Raw genomic sequence first — 24,998 nt, 5'->3', positions numbered from 1 at the left:
TTTCATTTTTGTAAAAAGTATTTAGCTTAGATAAAATGTAAGCCTTGCAATAGCAAGGCGAAGAATCCATTAAATTCAAGGTATTTCTTAATAACTTCGTTCATTCTTGGTTTCTTTTAGCGTGAATTTTTTACTTCTCTTAGAATGACAAAAGTATGGTTGTTGTATTCAGATGTAGCCAAAATATATCACAGTCCTTTGTCATATTAAGCTTTGCGAAATAGCTCTTTTTGAATTTTTGTTATATTGAGTTTTCTTAGCAAGTAATTTGTCATTCTAAGCGTAGCGACTCAGCAGGACTTTTAGACATAGCATAAGCAAAAAATATCTCTTTTTGAATTACAAGTTACTTCGCTTTTTGCAAAAGCTCAGTATGACAAAAAAGGGTTTGAGCTTTTTCGCTTAGTATGGCAAGGATTTTGTCATTCTAAGCGTAGCAACTCAGCAGAGCTTTTAGACGTAGCCCAAGCAAAAAATATCTCTTTTTGAATTACGAGTTTCTTCGCTTTCTGCAAAAACTCAGTATGACAATGTGAGACTTGAGATACTTATCACACGCTTGGTATGACAAAAAAGGGTTTGAGCTTTTTCGCTCAGTATGGCAAGGATTTTGTCATTCTAAGCGAAGCGACTCAGCAGGGCTTTTAGGCGTAGCCCAAGCAAAAAAATCTCTTTGCTTGTCATTTTGAGCTTTCGTAGAAAGCGAAAAATCTCTACTTATATTTTGAGCGAAGCGACTCAGCAGGGCTTTTAGACGTAGCCCAAGCAAAAAAATCTCTTTGCTTGTCATTTTGAGCTTTCGTAGAAAGCGAAAAATCTCTACTTATATTTTGAGCGTAGCAACTCTGCGAGTTGCAAGTCGTAGCCCAAGCAAAAAATATCTCTTTTTGAATTACGAGTTTCTTCGCTTTTTGCAAAAGCTCAGTATGACAAAAAAGGGCTTGAGATACTTTGCTACGCTCAGAAATAACAAATATTTTATCCAAAATCAATGCTTGTTTAAAATAAAGCCATTAAAAATTCAATTTAAGCTATAAGGGCTAAATTCAAGCCACTCTATAAAGGGAAAAGGGCTAAATTTAAGTCCCACTTATAAAAAGCTACAATTAAATTCAAGCCTCACTTATAAAGAGAACAAGGGCTAAATTCAAGCCTCACTTACAAAGAGAAAAAGGGCTAAATTCAAGCCCCCCTTATAAAAGGGGGAAGCTGTGGGTTTAAAGGGTTTAAAGGAGTTAAAAAAAGTAAAGCTTCAAGCGACTATTGAAGCAGTCTTAAAACATACTGCTGGGCTGTGTTTGCTTGGGCTAGTGCGTAAGAGCCACTTTGAGCTAGTATGTTGTATTTAGAAAAAGTCGCACTCTCAGCTGCAAAGTCAGCATCGCGTATGGTGCTTTCAGCTGCTTTTACATTTACCTGAGTAACTGTTATGTTGTTTATGGTGGCTTGAATTTGCTGCTGGGCTGAGCCTATGTCAGCACGGGTCTGATCTAGATTTAAAATAGCCGTTTCAACCACATCCATAACCGCCATAGCACCTTTAAGAGTAGTTACACCTGAGGTGCGATCAGCTACAAAAAGATTTGCACTCCCCACCTTCAAAGCAGCAAACTGAGATCTACCTGAATTTGTCGAAAAGCCAGATCCTGCTGAGATAGTATAGGCATTTGAGTAGCCAAAGACGAATTTATCTTGTAGGTAGGTGGAGTAATTATTCCCACTTCCTATGGAGTAGCCAGATCCTGCTGAAAAGCCAGATCCTGCTGCTGACATATATGCCGTTAGATTTGCGTGGGTTAGTATATACTTAGACCCACCCGGATAGGCAAAAAATCCCAAAGCATCGGCTTTGTTTCCTTCGATCTTAGACTTAGTATCCCTTAAGGATATGCTTTGCTGGGTTATGAATTTGCCTGTTTGAAAGCCTGTTATGCCTGTGCCTGAGATGGCTATGTCTTGACCTGAGTTTTTAACGAGATTTAATCTTCCAAAATTTGATCTTTGAGCTCCTATTATGCCTGAGCCTGGTCCTATGTCTCCTTCTATGAAGATGCCCCTTCCGTCTCTACTTGTAAGCACCAATTTACCGTTTTCATCCTTTGCAGCTTCAACCCCTGTGGTGTCTTTTACTGAGTTGATCGCTTGGACAAGTTGGCCGTTCATATCGGCATTTTGATACTCTATTTGCCCTATGGTAACCCCATTTATAGTAAAGTCAGGTCCTGTGGTGCTAGCTCTAATCTCATAAACCCCGTAAGTTTGCACTGTATAGGTCGCACGAACCCCTGTTTTATCGCTAACCCTGTTTATCTCCTCTGCTAATGCTCCAATTCCAGTATTTACGCTGTAAGAGATGGGAATTTCAGCAAATTCAAAGTCCTCAATGCCGTTGTAGTTTTTAATCACCATCTTAACAGCAGATGCAGCTGTGATGTTTGATCCTGTTTCAAAGCGTGTTACACCTATTTTTGAGCTTTGAGTTGGTCCTATGCTTGTTTTCACAGTGGTGTTTGAGGATGAGCCTATTTGAAACTCTTGATTTATAAATCCCCCACTTAGAAGCTGCTTGCCGTTAAAGATAGTGGTGTTTGCTATGTTGTCAAGCTCCTCCATAAGACGGGTAATATCAGCTTGAAGCATATTTCTTGTTTTAAGACTTTGGCCGTCTTGGGCTGCGGCTGTGGCTTTTACCTTAATCTGATCAAGTATTTTAACTTGCTCATCCATAGCCTTGTCAGCAACTCCTAGTATGCTAAGTCCGTCATTGCCGTTGTTGATGGCTTGTCCTAAGGTAGTGGCCTGGCTTCTTAACTGATCTGCTATTGCAAGACCAGAAGCGTCATCTTTTGCTGAGTTGATTCTCATACCTGAGGAAAGCCTTTCTAGTGAAGCATCAAGCTCCCTACTTGTAGTTAGGCTGTTGTTGTGAGCCGTTAAGGCACCTATGTTTGTGTTAATCCTTAAACCCATAGTAAATCCTTTCAAAATAATTGCTTAAAGCCATTTAAGCAAAAGCCGTTCCAAGTTTTATGATCTAGCTAAAATAGGCATTTTAAGAGGATTTGTGCTTGAAAGACTGTAAATTCAAAACAAATTTAAAAGTGAATAAGGGCTGTTTTTGATAAAAAATTAAGCTTAGTGAGAGCCAAGAAGCTTTAAGACACAGTTTGCAAAAGTTTTAAATTTAAGATATAAAAAAATATGGCTTTGAATTTAAGATAGATAAAAATGCTTTAAAGATACAAGAAGGCTTTGAATTTAAGAGAGATAAAAATGATTTGAATTTAAATTTAAGAAAGCTTTGAATTTAATAGAGATAAAAATGCTTTAATTTTAGATACAACATACAAGTGATTTTAAGATACAAGAAAACACAAGAAGGCTTTGAATATACAAGCAAACTTTGAATTTAAGATAGATACAATTTAAACTTATATGCAACACACAAGTGCTTTGAATTTTAAGATAGATAAAAAACTTTTAAGATACAAGAAAGCTTTAAATTTAAGATAGATAAAAATGCTTTGAATTTAAATTTAAGAAAGCTTTGAATTTAAGATAGAGAGTCCTTGCCAAGAGGCAAGGACAAAGTGGTAAAAAGACTACTGTAAAAGTCTTAAAACATACTGGGTTGAGGCATTTGACTGTGCTAGTGCATAAGCACCACTTTGGGCAAGTATGCTTGCCTTTGAGTAGTTTGCACTCTCAGCTGCAAAGTCAACATCCCTAATAACACTCTCAGCAGCCTTTAAATTCACCTGGGTTGTGCTGATGTTGTTTATGGTCTTTTCTATTTGCTGTTGCACAGAACCTATATCAGCACGGATCTGATCTAGATTAAGTATGGCTGTTTCAGCCACATCCATAACCGCCATAGCACCTTTGAGGGTGGTAACGCCTGCTGTATTATTTACAAGTTGGATTGTAGTGCTAGCTGCACCAACGCTGTTATACACATAGCTTCCTACCACTACGCTATTAGCAAAGGCTACATAGGCATTGTTTTGAAAGATACCTCCTGCTGTGGCAACGCCAAGGTTTCTTGTGGAGACAAATTGATTGTCAAAAAGTTGTCCAAAGGAATTGTAAAAGCCAGGAGTGGAATTAACTCCGTCATACTTAGCAAAGCCTACCAAGGCCGATACGCCTGCTGCTCCAAAGATCACTGAAAATCCTTGAGTAGAGCCAGCAAAATGCTTTCCAAATCTATCTCCATTCATACCTAAGGCATCAGAAATATAGGCATTAAATAAGCTCTTTGTCTCTCTTAAAGACATGGAGTATTGAGACACTCTCGAAGCACCGCCAAAGCCTACCATACCAGCACCACTTACGCCAAAGCCTCTACCAGCACCACCTGATAAGAGTATGTCTGTTCCGTTATTTTTCACCAAGGAAAGTCGTCCAAAGTTAGAATAATGAGCAGAGGCTATACCAGAACCAGCACCAATGTGCCCTGAGATATAAACGGCCCTTCCTGAGGTAGAGGTTAAGGACAAGCGACCAAAGCTATCTATGCTAGCTTCAACCCCTGTGGTGTCTTTGATCGCATTTATGGCAGATACCAAGGCACCGTTGGAATCATTATCTTGATAATCCACCCTACCTATACTTACCCCATTGATAGCAAAGCTATCGTTTGTATTTCCAGCCTTGATGGCCCATACACCTGTGGTGGTTACATTGTAAGAGGCACGAACCCCTGTTTTATCAGCAGATCTATTAATCTCCTCGGCTAAGGCTCCAAGTCCTGTATTTACGCTGTAAGAGATCTTTACCTCGTTGAATTTAAAATCAGAAATACCATTATAGTTTTTAATGGTAAGCTGGACCACATTAGCAGCTGTGATCTTTGATCCTGTTTCAAAGCGAGAAACTCCTATCTTTGAGCTTTGGGTTGAGCCGATGGTAGCTTTAACGGTTTGATTTGAGGAGCCACCGATTTGAAACTCTTGGTTTGAAAACCCACCACTTAAAAGCTGTTTGCCGTTGAAGGAGGTGGTGTTGGCTATGTTGTCAAGCTCCTCCATAAGACGGTTAATATCAGCTTGAAGCATATTTCTTGTCTTTAAGCTTTGGCCGTCTTGGGCTGCGGCTGTGGCCTTGGTTTTAATCGAATCAAGGATCTTGATTTGCTCATCCATAGCCTTGTCAGCTGTAAGCATAAGGGAGTTGGCTATGTTACCATTGTTAATAGCCTCGCCAAGAGTTGATGCTTGAGTTTTAAGCTGATCTGAGATGGCTAGACCTGAGGGGTCATCCTTTGCTGAGTTGATCCTCATACCTGAGGAAAGCCTTTCTAATGACGCGTTCAAATTTGTGGAGTTCAAATTTGTTGTAACTATACCGTTTAACGCGGCAACGTTTGTGTTAATACGAAATGACATCGTGCATCCTTTCAAATGAAATTCAACGACAATCCTTGCCGTTGTTAAAGACTAAATCGTTAGCTTTTTTAAAAACTTTATAGTCTTTTGTGAATTTTTTTGAAAAAATTAAAATTCAAGGCTGGGCTTAACTGTGAATTTTTTAAAATTAAGTTTCAAGCTTGAATTTAAAAGATATTTTTAAGGGTATTAAGCTTGTCATTTATTTTAAAACGCTTTTGTGGGTGTTAAGCTTGTCATTTTTTTAAAACAGTTTTGTGGGTGTTAAGCCTGTCGTTTTGTGAAAAACGCTTTTGTGGATAAATAATGGATAAATAATGACTAAATAAATCTAAGATTTGAAACTTTCTCATAGTCTTTTGTGAATTTTTTTGAAAAAATTAAAATTCAAGGCTGGGCTTAACTGTGAATTTTTAAAATTAAGTTTTAAGCTTGAATTTTAAAAGATATTTTTAAGGGCATTAAGTTTGTATTTTTTTTAAAAATGCTTTTGTGGAGAAATAAAGGGTTTTTGTGAATTTTAAATTCAAGGAGCTTTGAATTTTAAAAGATATTTTTAAGGGCATTAAGTTTGTATTTTTTTTAAAAATGCTTTTGTGGAGAAATAAAGGGTTTTTGTGAATTTTAAATTCAAGGAGCTTTGAATTTTAAAAGATATTTTTAAGGGCATTAAGTTTGTATTTTTTTTAAAAATGCTTTTGTGGAGAAATAAAGGGTTTTTGTGAATTTTAAATTCAAGGAGCTTTGAATTTTAAAAGATATTTTTAAGGGCATTAAGTTTGTATTTTTTTTAAAAATGCTTTTGTGGATAAATAATGGATAAATAATGACTAAATAAATATAAGAATTTAAACCTCTAATGCTAAAAATCCTACTCGCAACGAGAACTTAAATTTAAATACTTACAAGGCTTAGTGAGGAAAGAATTTAAAATGTTTTTTGAATAATTTAAACTGTGTTGTGAATTTATTTTGTGAATTTTACTTTGTAATGTGAGTCTTGCAAGAAGAAAGTGCAAAAACAAAGCGAAGAAGCTTTTTATATCCTAGCACAAGAGCTAAAGCACTACATTGCAAACACAAGGCAAAACTTCCTTGCTTTTAGATCCTAGCACTTATTTACAGCCAAAGGCCTTGTTTGCGATGAGATTTTAAAACACTTTTTTGATGTGGTTTTTTAATGTAATCTTTTAATGTGGTTTTTTAGTGTAGTTTTTTAAAATTTGGAATTTATTTAAAATTCATAAAGGCTTTAAAAAAAATGTTGATTTGTTATTTGGCGAGTTTATGGGCGAAGAAGGCATTAAATTCAAGGTATTTCTTTATAACTTCGTTCATTCTTGGTTTCAATCAATATGAAAAGCAGTATTGTCATTTTGCGCGAGGTGCTTAGCACGAAGCGAAGAATCTCTTTTTTGAGATTTTTCGCAATGTTTAAAATGATCGAAATGAATTCTCTATGTTAAGACATCATATATCAAGACTTATATATATTAAGACAAACAAAGCTTTTAACAAAGTTTTTTTAGTATATCAAAGCTCATTCAGAACCTTGTCATATTGAGGGAGTGAAACGACCGAAATATCTCTTTTTAAATTTAAAGATACTTCACAACGCTTAGTATCACAAGCAGTATTGTCATATTGAGTTTTCGCAGAAAACGAAATATCTCTTTGAATTTTTGAGATTTTTCGCAACGCCTGATATGACAAACAGTATTGTCATTCTGAGCGAGGTGCGTAGCACGAGGCGAAGAATCTTTTTTTTGAGATTTTTCGCCTCGCTTAAAATGACTTTGATACTTTTTGAGGAAAGAGAGATGAATGAGTAAAAAGTGATGAAAAGACAAGATCAAAAGAGAAACTATTTTATACAAGTGCTTAGAAATTTATAAAGATTTTTTTTTTTTTGACGATTTCTAAGGTATAATTTGATAAAGATTAAAGGAGAAGCTATGTTGAAAAATCTAAGTTTAGGGACAAAGATCGCTCTTATCATAGGCTCGGTCTTTGTGATAGGCTTTGTTATTTTGGTGGTGGTTTTGGTGAATGTCTCACGCGACATTCAAATGACAGAGGCTCATAAATTACTTGATAATTCCTCATCAAGAATGGCAGCTACCGCTCAGGTCTATGTACAAGAGGTGATCACCTCTATGGATATATTATCATCCAACATTGATCATTACATACAACGCAAAGGACAAAACGAACAACTCATAGTAGATGAGCTATCCACCACGCTTTTGGCTAATGAATATGGCATTTATGGCTATGTGTATATGAAAGATGCTAGCTTAATCGCTGAAAACTCAAAGTATAAGCTGCCAAGTGGGGAGTACTTTGTGCATTTTTTACAAAAGGATGGCAGGGGTGTTGAGATGGAGCTTAAAGAGGAGTTTTTGCCAAAAACTGGCTATGAAAAGGTCCTTGCTGCAAAAAGAGCGATTGTAGGGGATCCTGTAAAAAGAGTATTAGATGGCAAGGAAAGCTTTGGCTTTTTCATAGTCTATCCTATCTATGATACAAATAAAAACATAGCCGGCATCACAGGAACCTTTGTGGATATGGTAGGGCTTGGGGAGTTTATCTTATCAGATCAATACTCTGTCTTTGAGGATGACTACCGCATAATGCTATCAAACGATGGGCTTTTAATGGTACATCCTAATAAAACTGTCATAGGCAAAAGCTTTAAAGAAGTAAATACTGATCCCACTGTGGATGTAATACTAAGTAATATCTACAACAAAAAAGATGGAAATTTCGACTATGTAACCCTCACAGGTAAAAAAGCCTTCTTTGGAGTAACGAATTTCAACATAGGCTCTATGGGCTACTTTGCCATAGGCATAGCCGCTCCTTATAACTCCATCATCGCACCTGTGGCAAAGCAAACAACTGTTATCATAACTTGTGCTGTTATCTTTGCCATAGTCATAGTGCTTTTTGTGTTTTTCTACATAAAATTACAAGTGGTTATAAGGATGCAAAATATCTCAAATCACCTCAATAAATTCTTTGATTTCATATCTTATAAGACAAAGACCCCTCCACCTGTGCTAACTCCAAGGGCAAATGATGAGATAGGACACATAGCAGCTGCTACAAATTCTAGCATCAAGATGATAGAAGCAAATGTAGAAAAAGACACAAGACTTGTCCAAGAGGCAATGGACGCTATAAATTTCGCCAAAGACGGACACGCTACAAAGAGGATCACAACAGTAGGCTCAAATCCTCGTCTTAATTCTTTAAAAGAATCAATCAACGAGCTTTTAGAATTACTTTGCACCGCTGTAGGACATGATCTACCTGAGCTAAACCGTGTATTTGATAGCTTCACAAGGCTTGATTTTAGCACCAAAGTAGCCAATGCAAAGGGTAGGGTGGAGCAAGTTACAAATACCTTAGGCGAGGAAATAGTAAAGATGCTTAAAACCTCGGCTGAGTTTGCTGACGCATTAAATACTGAAAGCTCAAAGCTTCAAGAAGCAGTGGCAAATTTAAAAGAAAGCTCAAATTCTCAAGCACACTCCCTTGAAGACACAGCAGCAGCCCTTGAAGAAATCACCTCCTCTATGCAAAATGTCTCCACAAAGACAACAGAAGTTATAGCTCAAAGTGAGGAGATAAAAAATGTAACAGGTATAATTGGCGACATAGCCGATCAAATAAATCTTTTAGCTTTAAATGCAGCCATAGAAGCAGCAAGGGCAGGTGAGCATGGACGTGGCTTTGCTGTGGTAGCAGATGAGGTTAGAAAGCTAGCTGAAAGAACACAAAAATCTTTAAGCGAGATAGAAGCAAATACCAACTTGCTCGTTCAAAGTATAAATGATATGGCAGAAAGCATTAAAGAGCAAACCGAAGGAATAACCAACATAAATGATAGCGTTGCAAAGATAGAATCCATCACTCAAGGCAATGTAGAAATAGCTGATAATTCCTTCGTGGTATCTCAAAGCGTAGCCTCAATAGCTAAGAATATCTATGATGATGTGAAGAAGAAGAAATTTTAAGGTGTTTTGAGTGTTTAAGCTTTAAATTTATCTTTTGTGGCTTGAAGCTTGATTTTAAGCTGGGCTTGAAATTTGGCTACTTGTGAAGTTAGTCTGGCTTGAAGTCTAGCTTAGTTGTTTGGGCTTGGCTTAAAATTTGGCTTACTTGCCCAGCTTTTTTTGAAGGGGGCTTTTTGGGGCTGGGCTTAAGTATAGCTTGAATTTGGCTTGAGTTTTAAGCTGGGCTTGAAATTTGGCTACTTGTGAAGTTAGTCTGGCTTGAAACTAGATGGGATTTTTTGAATTTTTTAAATTTTAAAGGCTTGAAAGCTTGAATTTTTTGAAGTGGGCTTGAAATTTGGCTTACTTACTTAGAGTTGAAATTCGGTAGGCTTTTTTGAAGGGACTTTTTGGAGCAAAGCTTGAATTTGGCTTGAGTTTTAAGCTTGGCTTTTTTTGAGTTAGGCTTGAAACTAGCTTTAAGGATGGTTTTTGGGGCTTTTTTGAGTTTTTATCTTAGCTAGTTTTTGTTGAGTTGGCTTGAATTTAAGGACTTTATGAATTTAAATGGCTTGCTGAGTTTGAGTTTTGGCTTGAATGTTTATATGTTTTTAATCTTTATTTTGGATATGGTGGTTTGAATTTAACTTGCTTAGATTTTAGTTATTTAAATTTAACTTGCTTGAATTTTACTTCTTTGAATTTAAGTGGCTTTAATTCAACTGCTTGAATTTTGGCTTTTTGAATTTAGTTAGCTTGAATTTAAAGGATGAGTTTAAAAGGCAGTGTCTATTTATGAGAAAATGCCTTGAAGTTGTGAGCTTTACTTCGTGTCTTTTTAAATGCAAAAAGTTACCTTTTTGATCTCCTAGCTTTAAGCTTAGATAATTAACACTTTTTTAAATAGATACCTTTTAAAAAGAATTCAAGAGTTTAAACTAGCAAGTTAAATCAGCTCTCAAAGAGCTTTTTTCCAAGCACGGTTAGAAAAAATCCAAGACAAGCTACTATGATGATGCTAGCTGAGCCGCTTAAATTTAAAACATAGCTTAAAAAAAGCCCCGAAATGCAAAAGATAGCACTCAACACACAAGCTATGATCATCATAGCCCAAAGCCTTTTGGTGCAAGCTTCTGCTATGAAGCAAGGCACGGATAAAAGGGCTATGATCAAGATAAGCCCCACAGCTCTGATGCAAACAACTATACAAAAAGCCATCATAATAATCAGCAAATAATAAAAAAAGCCAACAGCCACCCCTCTTAAACTTGCAAATTCTTTATCAAAGCTAATGGCTACAAACTGTTTATAAAAACAAGCAACAAGCAAGATAAAAACGAGATCGGCTATTATTAAAAGCCAAAGATCAGCACTTGAAACAGCTAGGATTGAGCCAAACAAATAAGCCATAATGTCGCTTTGATATCCAGCACTAAGATCAACTAATATAAGCCCAAAAGCCATCCCAAATGCCCAGATCACAGCAATAATGCTATCGCTTCTATGTGGATAATTTTGACTAAGCCAGGCTACTAACAAGGCTACAAGTAGGGTAAAAGAACTAACACTAGCTAGTATGGGAAGTGAAAAATAAAAGGCTATGCCAATGCCCCCAAAAGCAGCGTGCGTGATGCCCCCAGCCATTGAAAAAAGGCGGTTTATCATAATCAATGAGCCCATTATCCCACAAGCAATGCTTACTAAGAAGGCACCTAAGAGGGCATTTTGAAAGAAAGAATAAGATAAAATGTCTAACATCTTTTGCCTTGAATTTAGTTTTTAAATGATTCTTTTTTAAAGATATTAATCTTTGTCAAAACCAAAGTGTTTATTTTAAATAATTTTTAAAGCGCCTTTAAAGCACTTGTCTAAGTTATATTTAGGCTTTATTAGCTTAGATAGCTGTTAAAACAAGTTTGATATTAACTTAGTTTGCTTAAAGCTTGTTTTTATCATATCAAAAGAGGATAAAAAAGCCCTATGCTTTGAATTTTCTTTGTTTTCAAGGCGAAATTATATCAAAGATCTTTAAATGAGGGCATTTTGTCTTTTACAAGCAAGGCTTTTTAGAATTTTATTTAAAGTCTTGTTTAAATTCAAAGGCACTATTTTAAAAATGCCAGATTAAGCTTAAATCAAAGGATTTTTAAGTTAGGTCCTATGAAAAACAAAAATACATTTGCAAATTTCGCCAAAGGCAAGGTAAAATTTGAGATCTTTTCTACTTAACTTCCGCTCCTTACTTTGCAAAAGCCCTCGATTTAAGGGCGAAAAATTGTTGAATTTTGTAAAATAACTCGTGCTTGTGTTAATAGAATTTTGTAAGAACTTTGAATTTTAATTGCAAAAGAGAGTGAAAAATCAGCAAAACGAAGTTTCTTTAGAAAATGAGCACTTGAAATTAATGAGAGCTATTTTTTGTTTCTTTCGTAACTGCGTAGTAGAAGCAGCTTACAGAGGTCGTGGAAAAAGGGGACGTGGAAAAAGGGGACATTGAAAAAAGGAGGCGTGAAAAAAAGGGGACGTGGGGCTGGTAGCAGAAGTTTTTACTTTGTTAAGCCTCTTGTTTCTTTGCAAGGCAAAGGCACAAGATTTTGTAAAATATAATGCAAATGAGTTTGCAAACTCGCAAAATCATATCAACGAGTTTGTGAATATTTTTACTTCGTGTTATTATAACTGTAAATAGAAGTTTGCAAAGTTTTGTTTAGCTAAATTTCGTGGAATTCAAAAAATATCCTTCATTTAAAAGAAATAGAATTTAAACATAATACAAAAATTTTAGAACAAAATTCTCATCAAAATTTATTAAAGTTGATAAGCCAAAATCCGTTTAAGTTGTCTTGAGCCTTAAATTTAATTGAGCCAAATTCAAAGGCTCTGTTTTAAAAATGCTAAGCTTAAAGACCCTTGTATATTTTGGCTTGATTTTTTATCTTAAAAGCACTTGATATTAAATGTGAAGTTTTGAAACAATTTTGACTAAGCTAGTTTTAAAGATATTTAAATTAGGCTTAAAATGCTTTTAAAAAGTGCTTAACTGTGATAAAAGAGTGAATTTTTAAGCTAAAATTGACAAAAATTTGTGTAAAATTCAAGGCAAAAAAGGAGGCTACAATGTTTAAGGTTGATGATAGTTTGTTTGTGTGCATAGACATTCAAGAAAAGCTCTTGCCACTTATTTCTAACAAGGACGAGGTGGTAAAAAATTCTAACATCTTGCTTGGTGGTGCTGAAATTCTAGGTGCTAAAATACTAATAAGTGAGCAATACACAAGGGGCTTGGGAGTAACTCACAGTGAGATCAAAGCACCCACAAATGCAAAGGTGCTTGAAAAAACAAGCTTTGGTATCTTTGGAAACTCAGAGATGAAAAAATTCATCAAAAAAACATCTTGCAAGCACTTGGTGCTTTTTGGCATAGAAACTCATGTTTGTGTGCTTCAAACCGTGCTTCAAGCAGTTAAACTAGGCTATAAATGCATAGTAGCAGGAGATGCTGTGGGATCAAGAAATGAAAAAAACTATCTTTTGGCCTTAGACTTTTTCCGCTCCTTGAAGGTGGCTGTTTTGCCAACAGAAAGCGTTTTGTTTAATCTCTTGCAAGATAAGCAGCACGAGAAATTCAAAGAAATTTCAAGTCTGGTGAAGTAGGCATCCGCAGCTTTGCTTGCCCATCTCAACAGCACAAAAATGCTTGTGGCTTTCGTTTAGATGGGCTATGAGGCTTGATTTTTCCTTGTCATTATCATGCAAGATCAATTCTTTGTTTACATAGGCTATCTTGTCTGCATAGGCTAGGATTAAGTTTATATCATGGCAAACTGTTATGATTCCTGTTCCTTCTTTGTGTAAGCTCGTTAAAAGCTCAAAAACAGCCACAGAATTTTTTGAATCCAAACTCGCAGTTGGCTCATCTAGGATCAAAAGCTTACAGTTAGAAACTAAGGCTCTTGCTATGAAGGCTTTTTGCCTTTGTCCTCCACTTAGCTCGCTGATTTTTTGCTTTGCAAATTCACTCAAACCTACTTTTTCAAGGGTATCAAGGGCAAGCTTTTTTTCTGCTTTAGAGTAAAAGCCAAATTTTTTCCCATCTAAAAGCCCCATTAGGACAAGCTCTAAGGTGCAAATTGGAAAATTTTCATTTGCCATTATGCTTTGTGGGACATAGCCTATCTTTTGTTTTGCTATTGCTAGATGCACATTATTGCTTTTATGTAGTCCTAGGATCAGTCTTAAAAGGGTGGATTTACCGCCTCCATTTGGTCCTATAAGTCCTAAAAAGTCCTTGTTATCATAGTCTAGGTTGATATTTGTAAGCACAGGATCCTTATCATAGGAAAAATTCAAGCCCTCTATGTGTAAAAGCTGCATCAAAATACCCCCGTTTTTGCATTCATAAAGATAAAGCATCCAAGTGCTAACATAAAGCTTAGGGCAAAATATTCTAAGATCCTAGAAAGCCTTTGTGTTTTTACGCTAAGGCGAATTTTATGCGATATTAATGCTGTTACAAAAAGCACAAAGCTCATCCCAAGTGCTATAAAAATGGCACTAAAAAAGGCTGTTAAAAAGCTAAGCTCATATGCTAGTAAGAAAACAAGCACCATAGTAGGACAAGGCACTATCCCAGCAGCTAAGATCACAGCAAACTCAGAAATTTTAGCCTCTTTGAAGTTAGTTGCTGTAAAATTAGCTTGATGTGGCTTTATGGCTATGTTGTTGTTAGTTGTAACCGTGGCTAAATTCACACAAGAAGCACAAGAGCATTCTTGAGAATGGACATTTAGGATCTTTTTGCTTAACAAAAACAAGGCTACAAAGATGATTAAGAGGCTTGAAATTTGAGTTATGATGATATTTGCATCATTTGCAAGGCTTTGAACTACTATTTTAAGCACAAGAAGGGCTGTGCTTACTAGCAAAAAGGCACTTAAAATATGCACTATGCCAACTTTTAGGGCAAAGCTAAAAGCCTTTGTGTAAGAGCCTTTGTGTGCTAGAAAATACGAGCTTGTAAGAAGCTTTGCGTGTCCGGGGGCACTAGCGTGAAAGACTCCGTAAATAAAGCTTAGTGCTATTAATGCTAAAAAGCCTATGAAGCTTTGATCTTTTGCTATGTATTCTTTAATTAGAGCGTTAAATTTGAGATTAAGCTCAAAGGCTTTTTGATAAAGCTCTTCCCAAGGGCTTTGAGCTTGAATTTCTTGCTGAGGCACAAGCTCTTGTATTGCAAGGGTGCTTTCTTTGCCAAAGACTATGGTATTTGCATTTAAATTTCCTACCAAATAGCCTTTATCTTCGAGCAAAAAGGGCTTAGGCTCTAAGAAGAAAAAAGAAAAAAAGCCATCCTCATCTTCTATTTTAAGGGCAAATCTCTCAGTAGCATTGATATTTACTTCAAGTTCATATTGATAAATAAGTCCTTCTTCTTCTAAAAAAAGCTCATAAGCACCAAGCTTAAAATCGCTTTGTTTTAAGCTATCCTCATCTTGAACTAGGATCTTAGTAAGTTGCTTTTTGGGCAAGACATAGCCTAAGAGGGCAGCCTTGATTAAAACTAATTCTTTTTGATCTATTTTGTTGTTTGCATTTGTGTCGTAATTTTGCACCAAGATCTCATTAAATTCCTTTGAAAAGCTCCATTTAAAGCCTATGTTTGTGATCTGCCCCCCACTTTCTTTAAAGCTTAGATCTATGTGAGTTGTTGGAGTATAAGCAGCACAAAGAGCGCAAGCATAAGAGCTTAGACAAAAAAATAAAAGAGTAAGCAAGGCTTTCACTTGGCTATCTTTCTTGCTATTTCTCTTAGGGTATTAGCATAATCCCCACTTAGATAATCTAGCTGCATAATCTTAAACTCAGTAGCAAGGAGCTTGGCTATATTTTGATCAAAGTCTGTCCCAACAAAGATGGTTTGAGCCTTTTCTTTTCTTGCAAATTCACTAAGATTCTTTATATCCCTTGCCCTTAATCTCTTAGCTTCAATCTCAACAGGAACTTGAATGAGTTTATAACGAGCGGCAAAATAAGCAAGATGAGTGCTTATGAATTTCTTGCTTTTTGCCTTTTTTAGTATGTTTGTAAGCTCTTTGTGAAGGGTGTCTAGCTCGTTTTGAAGTGTGGCTAAGTTTGTCTCATAAAGATCCTTGTTTTGAGGATATTTTGCTATTAAGGCTTTTGCAACAGTGTTTGCTTGGGCTTTAAGCAAGATGGGATCAAGCCAAATATGGGGATCATTTCCAAGCTCGCTATGTGCTATTAGATCCTCAATGATCTCAGCCTTTTTGATAGAGCTTAGATAAAAGGTAGGCCAATTTATCATCTCTTCATTAAGTTTCTCAAAGCCTTCATTTCCAAAAAAGAGGTGAAAGTGAGAGGTCTTTGTAGGTGCTATGTTATGATCGCTAAACTGGATGAATTTAAAAGCCTTTGAGTTTTTATCTGTGTTTTCAAACTGGTAGCGAACCCCATTTTTGCCACTTTTATATGTAAAATACTCAAAGCCCTTATACGCATAGTTTGCGCTGAATTTCTCCTTGCCTATTATAAAGCTCATAGTGCCATCTTTAATGATGATCTTATCAATGTCGCTTTTATAGCCAAGCTCATAATAATCCTTAAGCTCTTTGGCGCTTTTGTCGGTATTTAAAGCCTTATAATAAAAGACCTCATCCAAGGAGCCATTTTTTAAAAGAGGATATACGCTTTTAAACTCGCCCTCATAATCGCTTAAAGCCCTATCTTTTACTTGATCTTTTTTAAAGACAGCAGGTGGGTTGTGAGAGTGTCCTTCGTGGCTGTGAGCTTCATAAAGATCGCTGGCTGTGGTATAAAGAGGCTTTATGCCCTCTCTTGTATCTACAAGCTCTAAATTCTTTAAAAGCTTTTTAAACTTATAAAGCATAGGCTTTTCAAACTCAAGCCCAAGCATAAAATAAAGATCACTTTTTGCAAGCTGCTTCATAGTAGCTGGCTTAAAATCAATACTGTGTGCATCTAGATCTTCACTTATGAGGACCTTGATCTCAACAGTATCATTTGCTATTTTTTCCACAAGGTATTTTTGAGGCTCTATGCTAACAAAGACTAGGGGCTTAGAAAAGGCTAGCACAAACAAAAAGCTAAGAGTAAGTAGGAATTTCATCTTGGATCCTTTGGTGAGTTTTTAATAAACTGTGCTTTTATAAACAAAACTTTGTTGCAATTTAAGATCTTGTTGAATTTAAGCCTTTCTTTTGAATTTAAGGCTTAATTAATTTAAGCCTTTCTTTTGAATTTAAACTTTGCTTTTAAAACAAAAAGTGGCTTAAATTTAGCTTAAAGCTTAAACAAATTCTTGGCAAAATTTATAAATGCTAAATTTAAATTCAGCCATACAGCAGTTTAAATTCAAAGCCTCTTAAATTTAGACTTTAAACAAAACATTTTAAAGATCTTTGAATTTAAACCTTTAAGAAACAACTTTAAAGATGCCTAAATTTACAGGCTGATTGAATTTAGATTTCATAGTTTTATAAAGGCTACTTTTATATCTAAAATTCATACAAAATCTTATCAAAGGGCTATTTAAAAAAGTATCGCTTTGTTTTTTTGAGCCCTTTACAAAAAGTCGAAGAAAGTCAAAGAATTCAGATCCTTGCGTGAATTTTTATACTCTGCTTTCAAGCTATAGCATTTACTTGCTAAAATGCTTCTATTTGTCGCTTCAAAGCGACAACTGTGATACTTTCTCTAAACTCATTATACTTTAAAAATAGCCTATCAAAACAGTTTATTAAAAACTCAAATAAACCAAGCCTTGCAAGTTTAACTTTGCAAGGCCAAGTATTTTGCTAAATTTCTAGCTTAGAATTTTAGCGATCTTAAGTAATTCCTCGCCAAAATTCTCATTTAAATTATCTATTTCAAGCACCTTTGCCTTTAACTCATCGGCAAGGGTCTTTGCTGCTCCTTGAGAAAAGCCCTTTTGAACTAGAACGATCTTAATCTTTTCCTTCTTTGCTGTGCTTATTAGCTTTTCTAAGTCCTTTGCCTTTGGCTCCTTACCCTCTATCTCAACTGTAAGCTGGGTAAGCTTATATCTAGCAGCAAAATAAGCAAGGCTTGGATGATATATGATGAATTTCTTGTTTTTTGCCTTTTTAAGTGTGTTTGTAAGCTCTTTGTGAAGGGTATCTAGCTCTGCTTGAAGCGTGGCTAAATTTGCCTCATAAAGATCCTTGTTTTTAGCGTATTTTGCTATTAAGGCCTTGGCTATTATCTCAGCTTGTGCTTTAGCTAAAACAGGATCAAACCAAATGTGAGGATCCTTGCTTTCTTCATCATCATGATCATCATGTCCGTGATGTCCGTGTCCATGTCCGTGATCGTCGTGTGAGTGCATATCTTCTAGGGTTCTTAAACCCTTGCCTGTATCTACAACAGTTACTTTTTTGAAGATCTTTTTAAATTTATCCTCAAAAACCTTTTCTATTTCAAGCCCAACTGTGAAGTAAAGATCGCTTTTTTCAAGCTGCTTCATAGTGGCTGGCTTAAAGTCAATGCTGTGTTCATCTGTGCCTGAGGGTATGATGACATTGATCTCAACTGTATCACCTGCGATCTTTTGCACTAGATACTTAGTGGGAGGTATGCTAACAGAAACAAGCGGCTTGGCAAAGGCCGCAACAAGCAAAAGCGAGAGCGTAAGAAATAACTTCATTTTGGATCCTTCTTGGTGGAATTTTAAATCGTTGAAATTATAACCTAAGAAAAATCACAAAATGTGTAAATTGAAAATGTAAGAAAAATTACTTAAAAAAACTGTGTAAATTTGTTACATTAATGAGGGCGTTGCGGGGGTGTCCCCCACTTTAAGCGTTTTTTAAAGACCGCAGAGCTTTGAAAACACAATTTAACTTAGTTTATAAAACTGTATATTTGTTTTGCAGTTTTTGCATTGTAAGCTGCCACCTTCTTGAAGCTTGTTGTGAATTTTAAGGGGCAGATCGTGGATCTTTCCTATGCATTTGCAAGTATAATAATAACTCACAAGCTCCTCATCCTTGCCTCCAAAATCCTCAAAGTCAAAGATCTCATCCCCTTGCAGCCCTTCATTTCTAAACTTAGCAACCTTCATATCCTCATACAAAATATGCTCTAAAAGCCAGCTTTTGGCTACTATGTAAAGCCTTTCTTTGAGATCATTTGTTGTTTTGATACTTTTTATAAGCCTAATCATACTTGCAATGATCTCACCGTGTGCTTTTTTATGATGATCAAGATCTGGATAGCCTATTTCCTCCATATACCTTTCCTCATCATCAAAATGAATTTTCATATAATTAAAAAAGCCTGTTAAAAGCTCTTTTACCTTTGCACGGCTTGTGGGTCTATCAAAAATGGCTTCCATCTCAGCTGCAAGCCTAAAAAGCTCTTTGTGTTGAGCGTCTACCTTTGCATTATGAACGCTGTAACTATCATCCCATTTTGGTAACATATCTTAGCCCTAATTTTATAAAGTGAATTTTAAAAAAGATATTATAATATAAATTCTTGTGAATTTTTTAATAATAAAATAACAAAAATTTAGCCCTTTTTTAATAAAATCTTATTGGTTCATAAAACTTGTTTGGTTTTTTAACTTAAAACTGTAAACTTATGTGATAAAATAAATTTTTCTTTAAAAGGCATTTTTAAAAAAGAATTAAATTCAAAGACCCTTTAAAAGCAGTTTAAAAAAGATAAAAATTCAAAGGATAAAAAATGGCTAGTAAAATTCTTTTGGTTGAAGATGATATAAATTTAAGCGAGATCATAGAAGAGCATCTTCTTTCTCAAGGCTATGAGCTAAGTTTAGCAAGTGATGCCAAAACAGCACTTGATCTAGCTTATGAAAAAAATTTTAATCTTTGGATTTTAGATGTCAAGCTTCCACTTGGAGACGGCTTTTCCTTGCTTAAAGAGCTTCGTCAAAGTGGTAAAAACACCCCTGCTATCTTTTTAACCTCCCTAAATACCACAGATGATCTCAAAGAGGGCTTTGAGGTGGGCTGTGATGATTACATAAAAAAGCCCTTTGAGCTAAGTGAGCTTTCTTTGAGGATTGAAAATCTCTTAAAAAGATCCTTTACTCACAAAAATGAGGACTTTGAGGATCTTGGAAATGGCTTTAAATTTGCCTTAAATTCTCAAATTTTATACAAAGATAAGAACGCCATCACCCTTCCTCAAAAGGAGATCAAGCTTCTTGTTTTATTCTTACAAAATAAAAATAAATTCATAAGCACTCAAAGGATCTTTGATGAGCTTTGGGACTATGATGAGGAGCCTAGTGAGCTTAGTTTAAGGGTATATGTAAAGAATTTAAGAAAGATTCTAGGAAAAGACACCATACTTAATCAAAGGAGCAGAGGATACTGCTATGTCAGAGGCTAGTTGGGTTAGTAGGTGGATCTTAGTTCTTTATTTAAGCACCACAGGGCTTTTTTTAGCCTTACTGTTTTGGATCTATTATGATAAGCTTTATGATGAGCTTTTGTTTGAAAAAACGGCTAGGCTTAAAGATGAGCACAGAACAATAGTTCTAAGCATATTAAACTCTCAATATACACCCATAAATCAAGCTTGTGATAATATAAGCTCGGTTTCAAGCATAAAATTTGCCATCATAGATGAAAAAAACTCAACCCTTTGTTCTAGCTTGGATTTTTTGCCTTCAAAGCTAGATACAAGCAGAGAAATTTATAAGGGAGTAGCCTTTTATACAAGGATTATGAAAAGCTCAGCCTTTTTTCTTGGAAAAGATGAGGATGAGGAGCTAGGAAGTGGGGGGGCTTTAAGAACGATCATTCAAGGAGAGGATCTAAGTAAGGAGCTTTTTTTCATTCGTTTAAGGGTGCTACTTTACGCACTTTTTAGCTTTTTTGCCATAGCCTTGATAGCCTATTTGCTTGTTAAAATAGCTTTAAAACCCCTTGCTAATAAGATCTCAATGCTAAATTCTTTCATCAAAGACTTCACCCACGAGATAAATACCCCCCTAAGTGTTATTTTGCTTAGCATAGAACAGCTTGAAGATCAAGAAGGCATTGATAAAACGAAATTTACAAGAATGAAACTTGCCTCAAAGACCCTATCTCAAACCTACTCAGATCTAATCTTTTTCACCTTTCCTAACACAGTTTCAAAAGAAGAAGAAAAGATCATACTCAAAGAGCTTGTAGCTGAGAGATTGGAGTATTTTAGGCTTTTTTTTGAGCAAAAAAAGCTAAGTGTAGTTGTGAATTTAAAAGGCGAGACAAGCTTAATGGCAAATAAAAGTAAGATAAATAAAATGCTTGATAATCTCATCAGCAATGCCATAAAATACAACAAAAAAGAAGGAAAGATCACAGTTAGCCTTGATGAGAACACCCTAAGTATCAAAGACAGTGGCTACGGCATAGAGGAAAAAAATCTAAACAAGATCTTTGATCGCTATGCTCGCTTTAATAAGGATCAAGGAGGCTTTGGTATAGGTTTAAGTTTAGTTAAAAGCATTTGTGAGGAATACAAGATAAAACTTAGTTGTAGATCAAAACCAGGCGAGGGCAGCGAGTTTATTTTAAGATGGTGAATTTTTTGACTTTTTTAAAAGCTGAAAATAGCAAATTTTTTGGGATTTTTTAAAAAATCGAAGTAGCAAATTTTTTAAGCTTTTTTAAGGCTTTTTACTGTGAAATCCTTTTTTGCTAACTTTTTTCAAGGACTTTGAATTTTAAATCCTTTTTTGCTAATTTTTTTCATAGGCTTTGAATTTTAAAGAAAACAATTTATTTGTTGTTACTTAGTGAAGATCTTTTTTGCAAAAAAGCTCTTTTACAAAAAAGTATTGAGTTATTATTTTAAGCTTGGGGCGAAGAGGCTATAAATTCAAGGCATTTTTCCATAAATGCGTGAATTCTTGGCATAGGCTTAGAATGATAAATATGGTATTTTGTATAAAATCAATACTTTAATCAACACTTTTTGAAAAAGAGCCTAAAAAAATTTGAAACTGCCCAACAAAGCAAAGTATCTTAAAATGACAAAATAAAATTCAACACAAAGCACCTCAAAACGACAAAGCAAAAAAATTCACACAAAGGGCGTGAATTTTAGCCTCTTAATTTGCTTTTTTCTAAAAATTACAAAATAAATACTTTTTTAGAAAAGGAGCAGATTTTTATCTTAATTTTAGTTTTATTTTTTTTTTTTTTGTTATAATTTTAATTTAAAAAATGACGATTTAGCCTAAGGAAAGGATGAAAAATGAAGACTAAATTTACAGTAGCAACTTGCCTACTAGCAAGCTTTTTAGCAGCAGCACCTTTAAGCATTGAGCAAAGAGTGGCTGAGCTAGAAGATAGGATGGATGAGAATGAATTTCAAGCAGGGCTTGACAAGCTTAAATTCTCGCTTGAATTTACAGTTGGAGTAGGAGAACAAAGGATCTCCTTAAAGGGTCCAAGAAATCAAGCCTTAAATAACGGACTTGGCTCTTATGCAAATCATAACAAAGCCTATTGGCAACACAATAAATGGGCTAATGAGCTTAACCTAAATATACAAGCTAATATCAACGACTACACCAAATTCTACGGAAGACTGTCTATGGCTAAGAACTGGGGTATGATGGATCCCACCTATGATACTCACGCCCTAGACATAGAAGCAGGAAGAAGCACAAGAGTAAGCGGACAGCAGCTTTATGTAACAAGGGCTTATGTGGATTTGTTTGCTAGTGAGGAGCTTGTTTTAACCCTAGGACGTCAACCTGGAACCGAAGGACCTGGCTTTAATATTAGAAACAATGCCCTAAGGCAAAGTACCTATCCAGCATTAACTGTGAATTTATTAGGCGATGCTGCCATTTTAACCTACAAGCCAAGCTTTTTGTCAAATTTGCATTTTGCTTTAAGGGGAGGTTATGGCAAGGTTTATCAGTTTGATGAGGCTTCTGGGATTTTAAGGGATTGGAGCGCTCCAAAGGGAGATAAGGCTGATTCAAATCTATACATAGCCATAGCCGAAAGTAAATTGCCACTAGATTCCATAGGGCTTTCAAACAACCTCTTTATGCTTTCTTATGTACGTTTGCAGGATCTAGCAGTTTATTTTGACCGTGTGGCTGTGGCTACTAGGGGAAATAGTGTCTTAGCCATAAACGGAGTTAGTAATTTAGGCACCACAGATACCACCACAGCTCATTTTGAAGCCTATAATATCTTTGATCTACCCTTGAACTACTTTGGTGCTATAAGCTATATGAAAGGATCTGATGCTAAGGATGTACCTATTTATCTACAAACACAAACAGGTTTAACAAATACAGGCACTACTCAAAAGATCTTTAATGAAAAAAATGCTTGGGCTGGACACATAGGCTTAAGATATGATTTTTCTCAGTTTTTCAAGCTAGGTGCTGAGTATTTCTATGGCTCTCGTTATTGGTATACTATGTCTAGATCTAGCATAAATGATCCCTTGAATTTAAGAGCTACAAGAGGACATGCCTATGATGTGTATGTGATTAGCCAAATAGATAGAAATCAATTTTTTAGGCTAAGCTACACCCGCATACAAAATAAATGGACAAACAGAGGCTTACCAATAGGCGGTGCATCAAGCAAAAATGCCCTAAATGGCTATGAAAGCATAAGTGATAGCTTGATGCTTACTTATAATGTTAAATTTTAAAGGAGTTTTTTATGAAAAGATTAACTCTTATAGCTTTTATTTTTCCAGCTTTTATCCTAGCTGCTGACTGTGGTGCTTTGAGTGCAAAGTATCAAGCACCAAATCCAGCCTCAAAAACAATGGCTCAAATCGAAAGATGGGTAAATAATAGAGTAAGCGATCAAGCAGATGCCTCAACCCTAAAAGAGTGTTTAATAGCAGGGGCTGCTGATAATCCAAATCAAGCTTCTTATGCAGGTAAGTAAAGTTAAGGTAGATTTATGTTTGAAAGATTAGCCAATCTTAGCATTTCATCCAAGCTTAATCTAAGCTTTGGAGCTATCAGTGCCTTTGTTTTAATCATTTGTGTTGTGTTTTTTATCTTTTATGCGATCTTTTTAAGCTTTGTTTCTCATATTGAAGAGGATACTTATAAGATCAATGCTGGCTTTGCTAATGCAGTAGAATCACTAGCTGGTGCAAAAGATACTATGAAAAAAAATGAAAACCTAGTAGAACAGCTTGAATTTATGGGAACTGTGGATGCAAATTTAATCAAGCTCTTATTAAATCCAGATGATGCCAATCTTAAAAGAATCATCACCCAAATGATACAAAGCTGGAACAATAGCTTTATAAAAGAAGATGAGATATTAAAGCAGTTTCACGATGACATAGAAAGCGTTTTATCAAGCAATGATGTAAGAAAGATGGGCTTTGAGCTTCAAGGCATATTTAAGCAAATTTTTGATTCTTTGATACAAAGGACCTATGAAAGAACAGATTATATTTCAAGCTCCTTAGATACTATGGACCAAGAGCTTTACACTATGATACTTGATCTTGCTGAGGCTATAAACTCAAAAGATGATGCAAACCTAGCAGCTAAGATCGTTTTAACCGTGCTTGTATGCACCCTAGCCGTAAGCTTTATAATCTTTTTAATCGCTATGAAAATTCTAAGAAAATTCAAAAAAGATGCCAATGTCATAGTACATTATCTTAAAGACACCAAGGGAGGCTTTTTGGAGATTAAAAGAGGGGAGCAAGATGAGCTTTATATTGTTTCTAAATTCATAAATGCCTTTGTTTTAAAGATGAATAAGATCATAGAAATAGCCGAGCAAACCACCCAAGAGATTCTAAAACTAAGTAGCTATTCTTCCCAGCTTCAAAGCCACATAGCAGGCATTAGCGATAAGACCTCAAAGAGCGTTGAGACAGGTAAAAACATAGTCTCAGGGCTTGATGATAATATCAACATGGCAAATGAATGCCAAGATAAGATCAAAGAAAGCAAGGGACACATAGACACAACAGGAAATGCTATGAGCGTTCTTTTAAACCAGCTTAAATCAAGCATTGAAAGTCAAACCTCACTTAATAATCAAATCTCCAATCTTCAAAACAATGTCGCTCAAATAAACAATGTCCTTTCCTTAATAAGCGAGGTAGCAGAACAAACAAATCTTTTGGCTTTAAACGCAGCCATAGAAGCAGCAAGGGCTGGAGATTATGGACGAGGCTTTGCTGTGGTGGCTGATGAGGTTAGAAAGCTTGCTGAAAGCACGGATAATAGCATCACAGAGATAAGCAATAACATAAAAAGCGTAATAAGCGATCTTACAAACATAAGCAAGTCCTTAGAGGAAAACTCAAGCATACTTGTGAATTTAGAAGATGATGGCTCTGATTCACAAGAAGCCTTGCAAACAACCCAAATTCACATAAATGAGGTTGTTGTAAATATTAATGAGCAAAACTCAAGAACCATCACCCTTTCAAAGCAAACAAAGGGCATAATCGATTCTATGGTCTTTATAGACGGACTTTTAAAAGAATCTATGCAAATAGTTACAGATGTAATGAATCGCTCTGTTGAGCTTGAAAAGAGTGATAAGCTACTAAATCAAATCATCAAGGGCTAGGTG

At 35.5% G+C, this 24,998-nt stretch carries 17 protein-coding genes and 1 pseudogene; 8 read left to right on the top strand and 10 right to left on the bottom strand.

Annotated features, from left to right (window positions below; translation table 11 throughout):
* Positions 1 to 713: 713 nt before the first annotated feature.
* The 3 genes from DMC01_RS04710 to DMC01_RS04700 all read right to left on the bottom strand — a co-directional run bounded on the left by DMC01_RS04710 (position 714) and on the right by DMC01_RS04700 (position 5,387).
* Positions 714 to 986: a hypothetical protein gene (locus DMC01_RS04710; RefSeq protein ID WP_142693142.1), complete on the bottom strand. Its 273-nt coding sequence runs from the start codon at positions 984 to 986 to the stop codon at positions 714 to 716.
* 274 nt (positions 987 to 1,260) lie between these two features.
* The gene (locus DMC01_RS04705) at positions 1,261 to 2,970 is read right to left on the bottom strand and encodes a flagellin (protein WP_142693141.1); all 1,710 of its coding nucleotides are present in this window, start codon (positions 2,968 to 2,970) and stop codon (positions 1,261 to 1,263) included.
* 632 nt (positions 2,971 to 3,602) lie between these two features.
* Positions 3,603 to 5,387: a flagellin gene (locus DMC01_RS04700; protein WP_142693140.1), complete on the bottom strand. Its 1,785-nt coding sequence runs from the start codon at positions 5,385 to 5,387 to the stop codon at positions 3,603 to 3,605.
* A 1,954-nt stretch (positions 5,388 to 7,341) separates the two neighbouring features.
* On the opposite strand from DMC01_RS04700, the gene DMC01_RS15835 reads away from it, so the two are divergent.
* The gene (locus DMC01_RS15835; RefSeq protein WP_142693139.1) at positions 7,342 to 9,408 is read left to right on the top strand and encodes a methyl-accepting chemotaxis protein; all 2,067 of its coding nucleotides are present in this window, start codon (positions 7,342 to 7,344) and stop codon (positions 9,406 to 9,408) included.
* A gap of 692 nt (positions 9,409 to 10,100) precedes the next feature.
* Here DMC01_RS15835 and DMC01_RS15830 read toward each other — a convergent pair.
* Positions 10,101 to 10,235, bottom strand: a complete 135-nt coding sequence (locus DMC01_RS15830; RefSeq protein WP_282432252.1) for a hypothetical protein — start codon at positions 10,233 to 10,235, stop codon at positions 10,101 to 10,103.
* Positions 10,236 to 10,338: 103 nt separating this feature from the next.
* Positions 10,339 to 11,145, bottom strand: a complete 807-nt coding sequence (locus DMC01_RS04690) for a metal ABC transporter permease (RefSeq protein ID WP_142693138.1) — start codon at positions 11,143 to 11,145, stop codon at positions 10,339 to 10,341.
* A 766-nt stretch (positions 11,146 to 11,911) separates the two neighbouring features.
* Between DMC01_RS04690 and DMC01_RS13245 the strand changes: the two genes are divergently transcribed.
* Together DMC01_RS13245 and DMC01_RS04685 are read left to right on the top strand one after the other, a co-directional pair.
* Complete coding sequence (locus DMC01_RS13245; protein ID WP_185908702.1) at positions 11,912 to 12,076, top strand: hypothetical protein; 165 nt, start codon at positions 11,912 to 11,914, stop codon at positions 12,074 to 12,076.
* 428 nt (positions 12,077 to 12,504) lie between these two features.
* The gene (locus tag DMC01_RS04685) at positions 12,505 to 13,041 is read left to right on the top strand and encodes an isochorismatase family protein (RefSeq protein ID WP_142693137.1); all 537 of its coding nucleotides are present in this window, start codon (positions 12,505 to 12,507) and stop codon (positions 13,039 to 13,041) included.
* Here the strand turns inward: DMC01_RS04685 and DMC01_RS04680 are convergent.
* From DMC01_RS04680 to DMC01_RS04660, 5 genes are all read right to left on the bottom strand, one after another.
* Entirely contained in the window at positions 13,024 to 13,800 is a 777-nt protein-coding gene (locus DMC01_RS04680; protein ID WP_427846092.1) for a metal ABC transporter ATP-binding protein, read from the bottom strand. The genes DMC01_RS04685 and DMC01_RS04680 overlap by 18 nt on opposite strands.
* Positions 13,761 to 15,170 carry a nickel/cobalt transporter gene (locus tag DMC01_RS04675; RefSeq protein WP_142693136.1) on the bottom strand — a complete coding sequence of 470 codons (1,410 nt, stop codon included), beginning with the start codon at positions 15,168 to 15,170 and terminating at the stop codon, positions 13,761 to 13,763. The genes DMC01_RS04680 and DMC01_RS04675 overlap by 40 nt, the downstream gene beginning before the upstream one ends.
* On the bottom strand, positions 15,167 to 16,534 hold the full coding sequence (locus DMC01_RS04670; protein ID WP_142693135.1) for a metal ABC transporter solute-binding protein, Zn/Mn family: 1,368 nt from the start codon (positions 16,532 to 16,534) through the stop codon (positions 15,167 to 15,169). The genes DMC01_RS04675 and DMC01_RS04670 overlap by 4 nt, the downstream gene beginning before the upstream one ends.
* Before the next feature lie 696 nt (positions 16,535 to 17,230).
* Positions 17,231 to 18,091: a metal ABC transporter solute-binding protein, Zn/Mn family gene (locus DMC01_RS04665; RefSeq protein ID WP_142693134.1), complete on the bottom strand. Its 861-nt coding sequence runs from the start codon at positions 18,089 to 18,091 to the stop codon at positions 17,231 to 17,233.
* Positions 18,092 to 18,283: 192 nt separating this feature from the next.
* The gene (locus tag DMC01_RS04660; RefSeq protein WP_142693133.1) at positions 18,284 to 18,868 is read right to left on the bottom strand and encodes a bacteriohemerythrin; all 585 of its coding nucleotides are present in this window, start codon (positions 18,866 to 18,868) and stop codon (positions 18,284 to 18,286) included.
* Between the two features lie 266 nt (positions 18,869 to 19,134).
* Here DMC01_RS04660 and dccR point away from each other — a divergent pair, with 266 nt between their 5' ends.
* The 5 genes and pseudogenes from dccR to DMC01_RS16470 all read left to right on the top strand — a co-directional run.
* The gene (dccR, locus tag DMC01_RS04655; protein WP_142693132.1) at positions 19,135 to 19,806 is read left to right on the top strand and encodes a two-component system response regulator DccR; all 672 of its coding nucleotides are present in this window, start codon (positions 19,135 to 19,137) and stop codon (positions 19,804 to 19,806) included.
* A complete protein-coding gene (locus DMC01_RS04650; protein ID WP_142693131.1) occupies positions 19,793 to 20,986 on the top strand; it encodes a sensor histidine kinase in 1,194 nt (397 codons plus the stop codon). Before dccR ends, DMC01_RS04650 begins: the two co-directional genes overlap by 14 nt.
* A 674-nt stretch (positions 20,987 to 21,660) precedes the next feature.
* Positions 21,661 to 23,088 (top strand): DUF3373 family protein, encoded by a 1,428-nt coding sequence (locus DMC01_RS04645; RefSeq protein WP_142693130.1) that lies wholly within the window; start codon positions 21,661 to 21,663, stop codon positions 23,086 to 23,088.
* A gap of 11 nt (positions 23,089 to 23,099) precedes the next feature.
* The gene (locus tag DMC01_RS04640; RefSeq protein ID WP_142693129.1) at positions 23,100 to 23,333 is read left to right on the top strand and encodes a hypothetical protein; all 234 of its coding nucleotides are present in this window, start codon (positions 23,100 to 23,102) and stop codon (positions 23,331 to 23,333) included.
* 1,176 nt (positions 23,334 to 24,509) lie between these two features.
* A pseudogene (locus DMC01_RS16470) lies at positions 24,510 to 24,995 on the top strand (methyl-accepting chemotaxis protein); the annotation flags it as partial.
* Positions 24,996 to 24,998: the final 3 nt, after the last annotated feature.

Origin of the sequence: Campylobacter troglodytis (genome assembly GCF_006864425.1) — a bacterium.
In the GTDB taxonomy this organism is placed as follows: domain Bacteria; phylum Campylobacterota; class Campylobacteria; order Campylobacterales; family Campylobacteraceae; genus Campylobacter_D; species Campylobacter_D troglodytis.
This window is presented reverse-complemented; position numbering and strand designations above follow the sequence as displayed.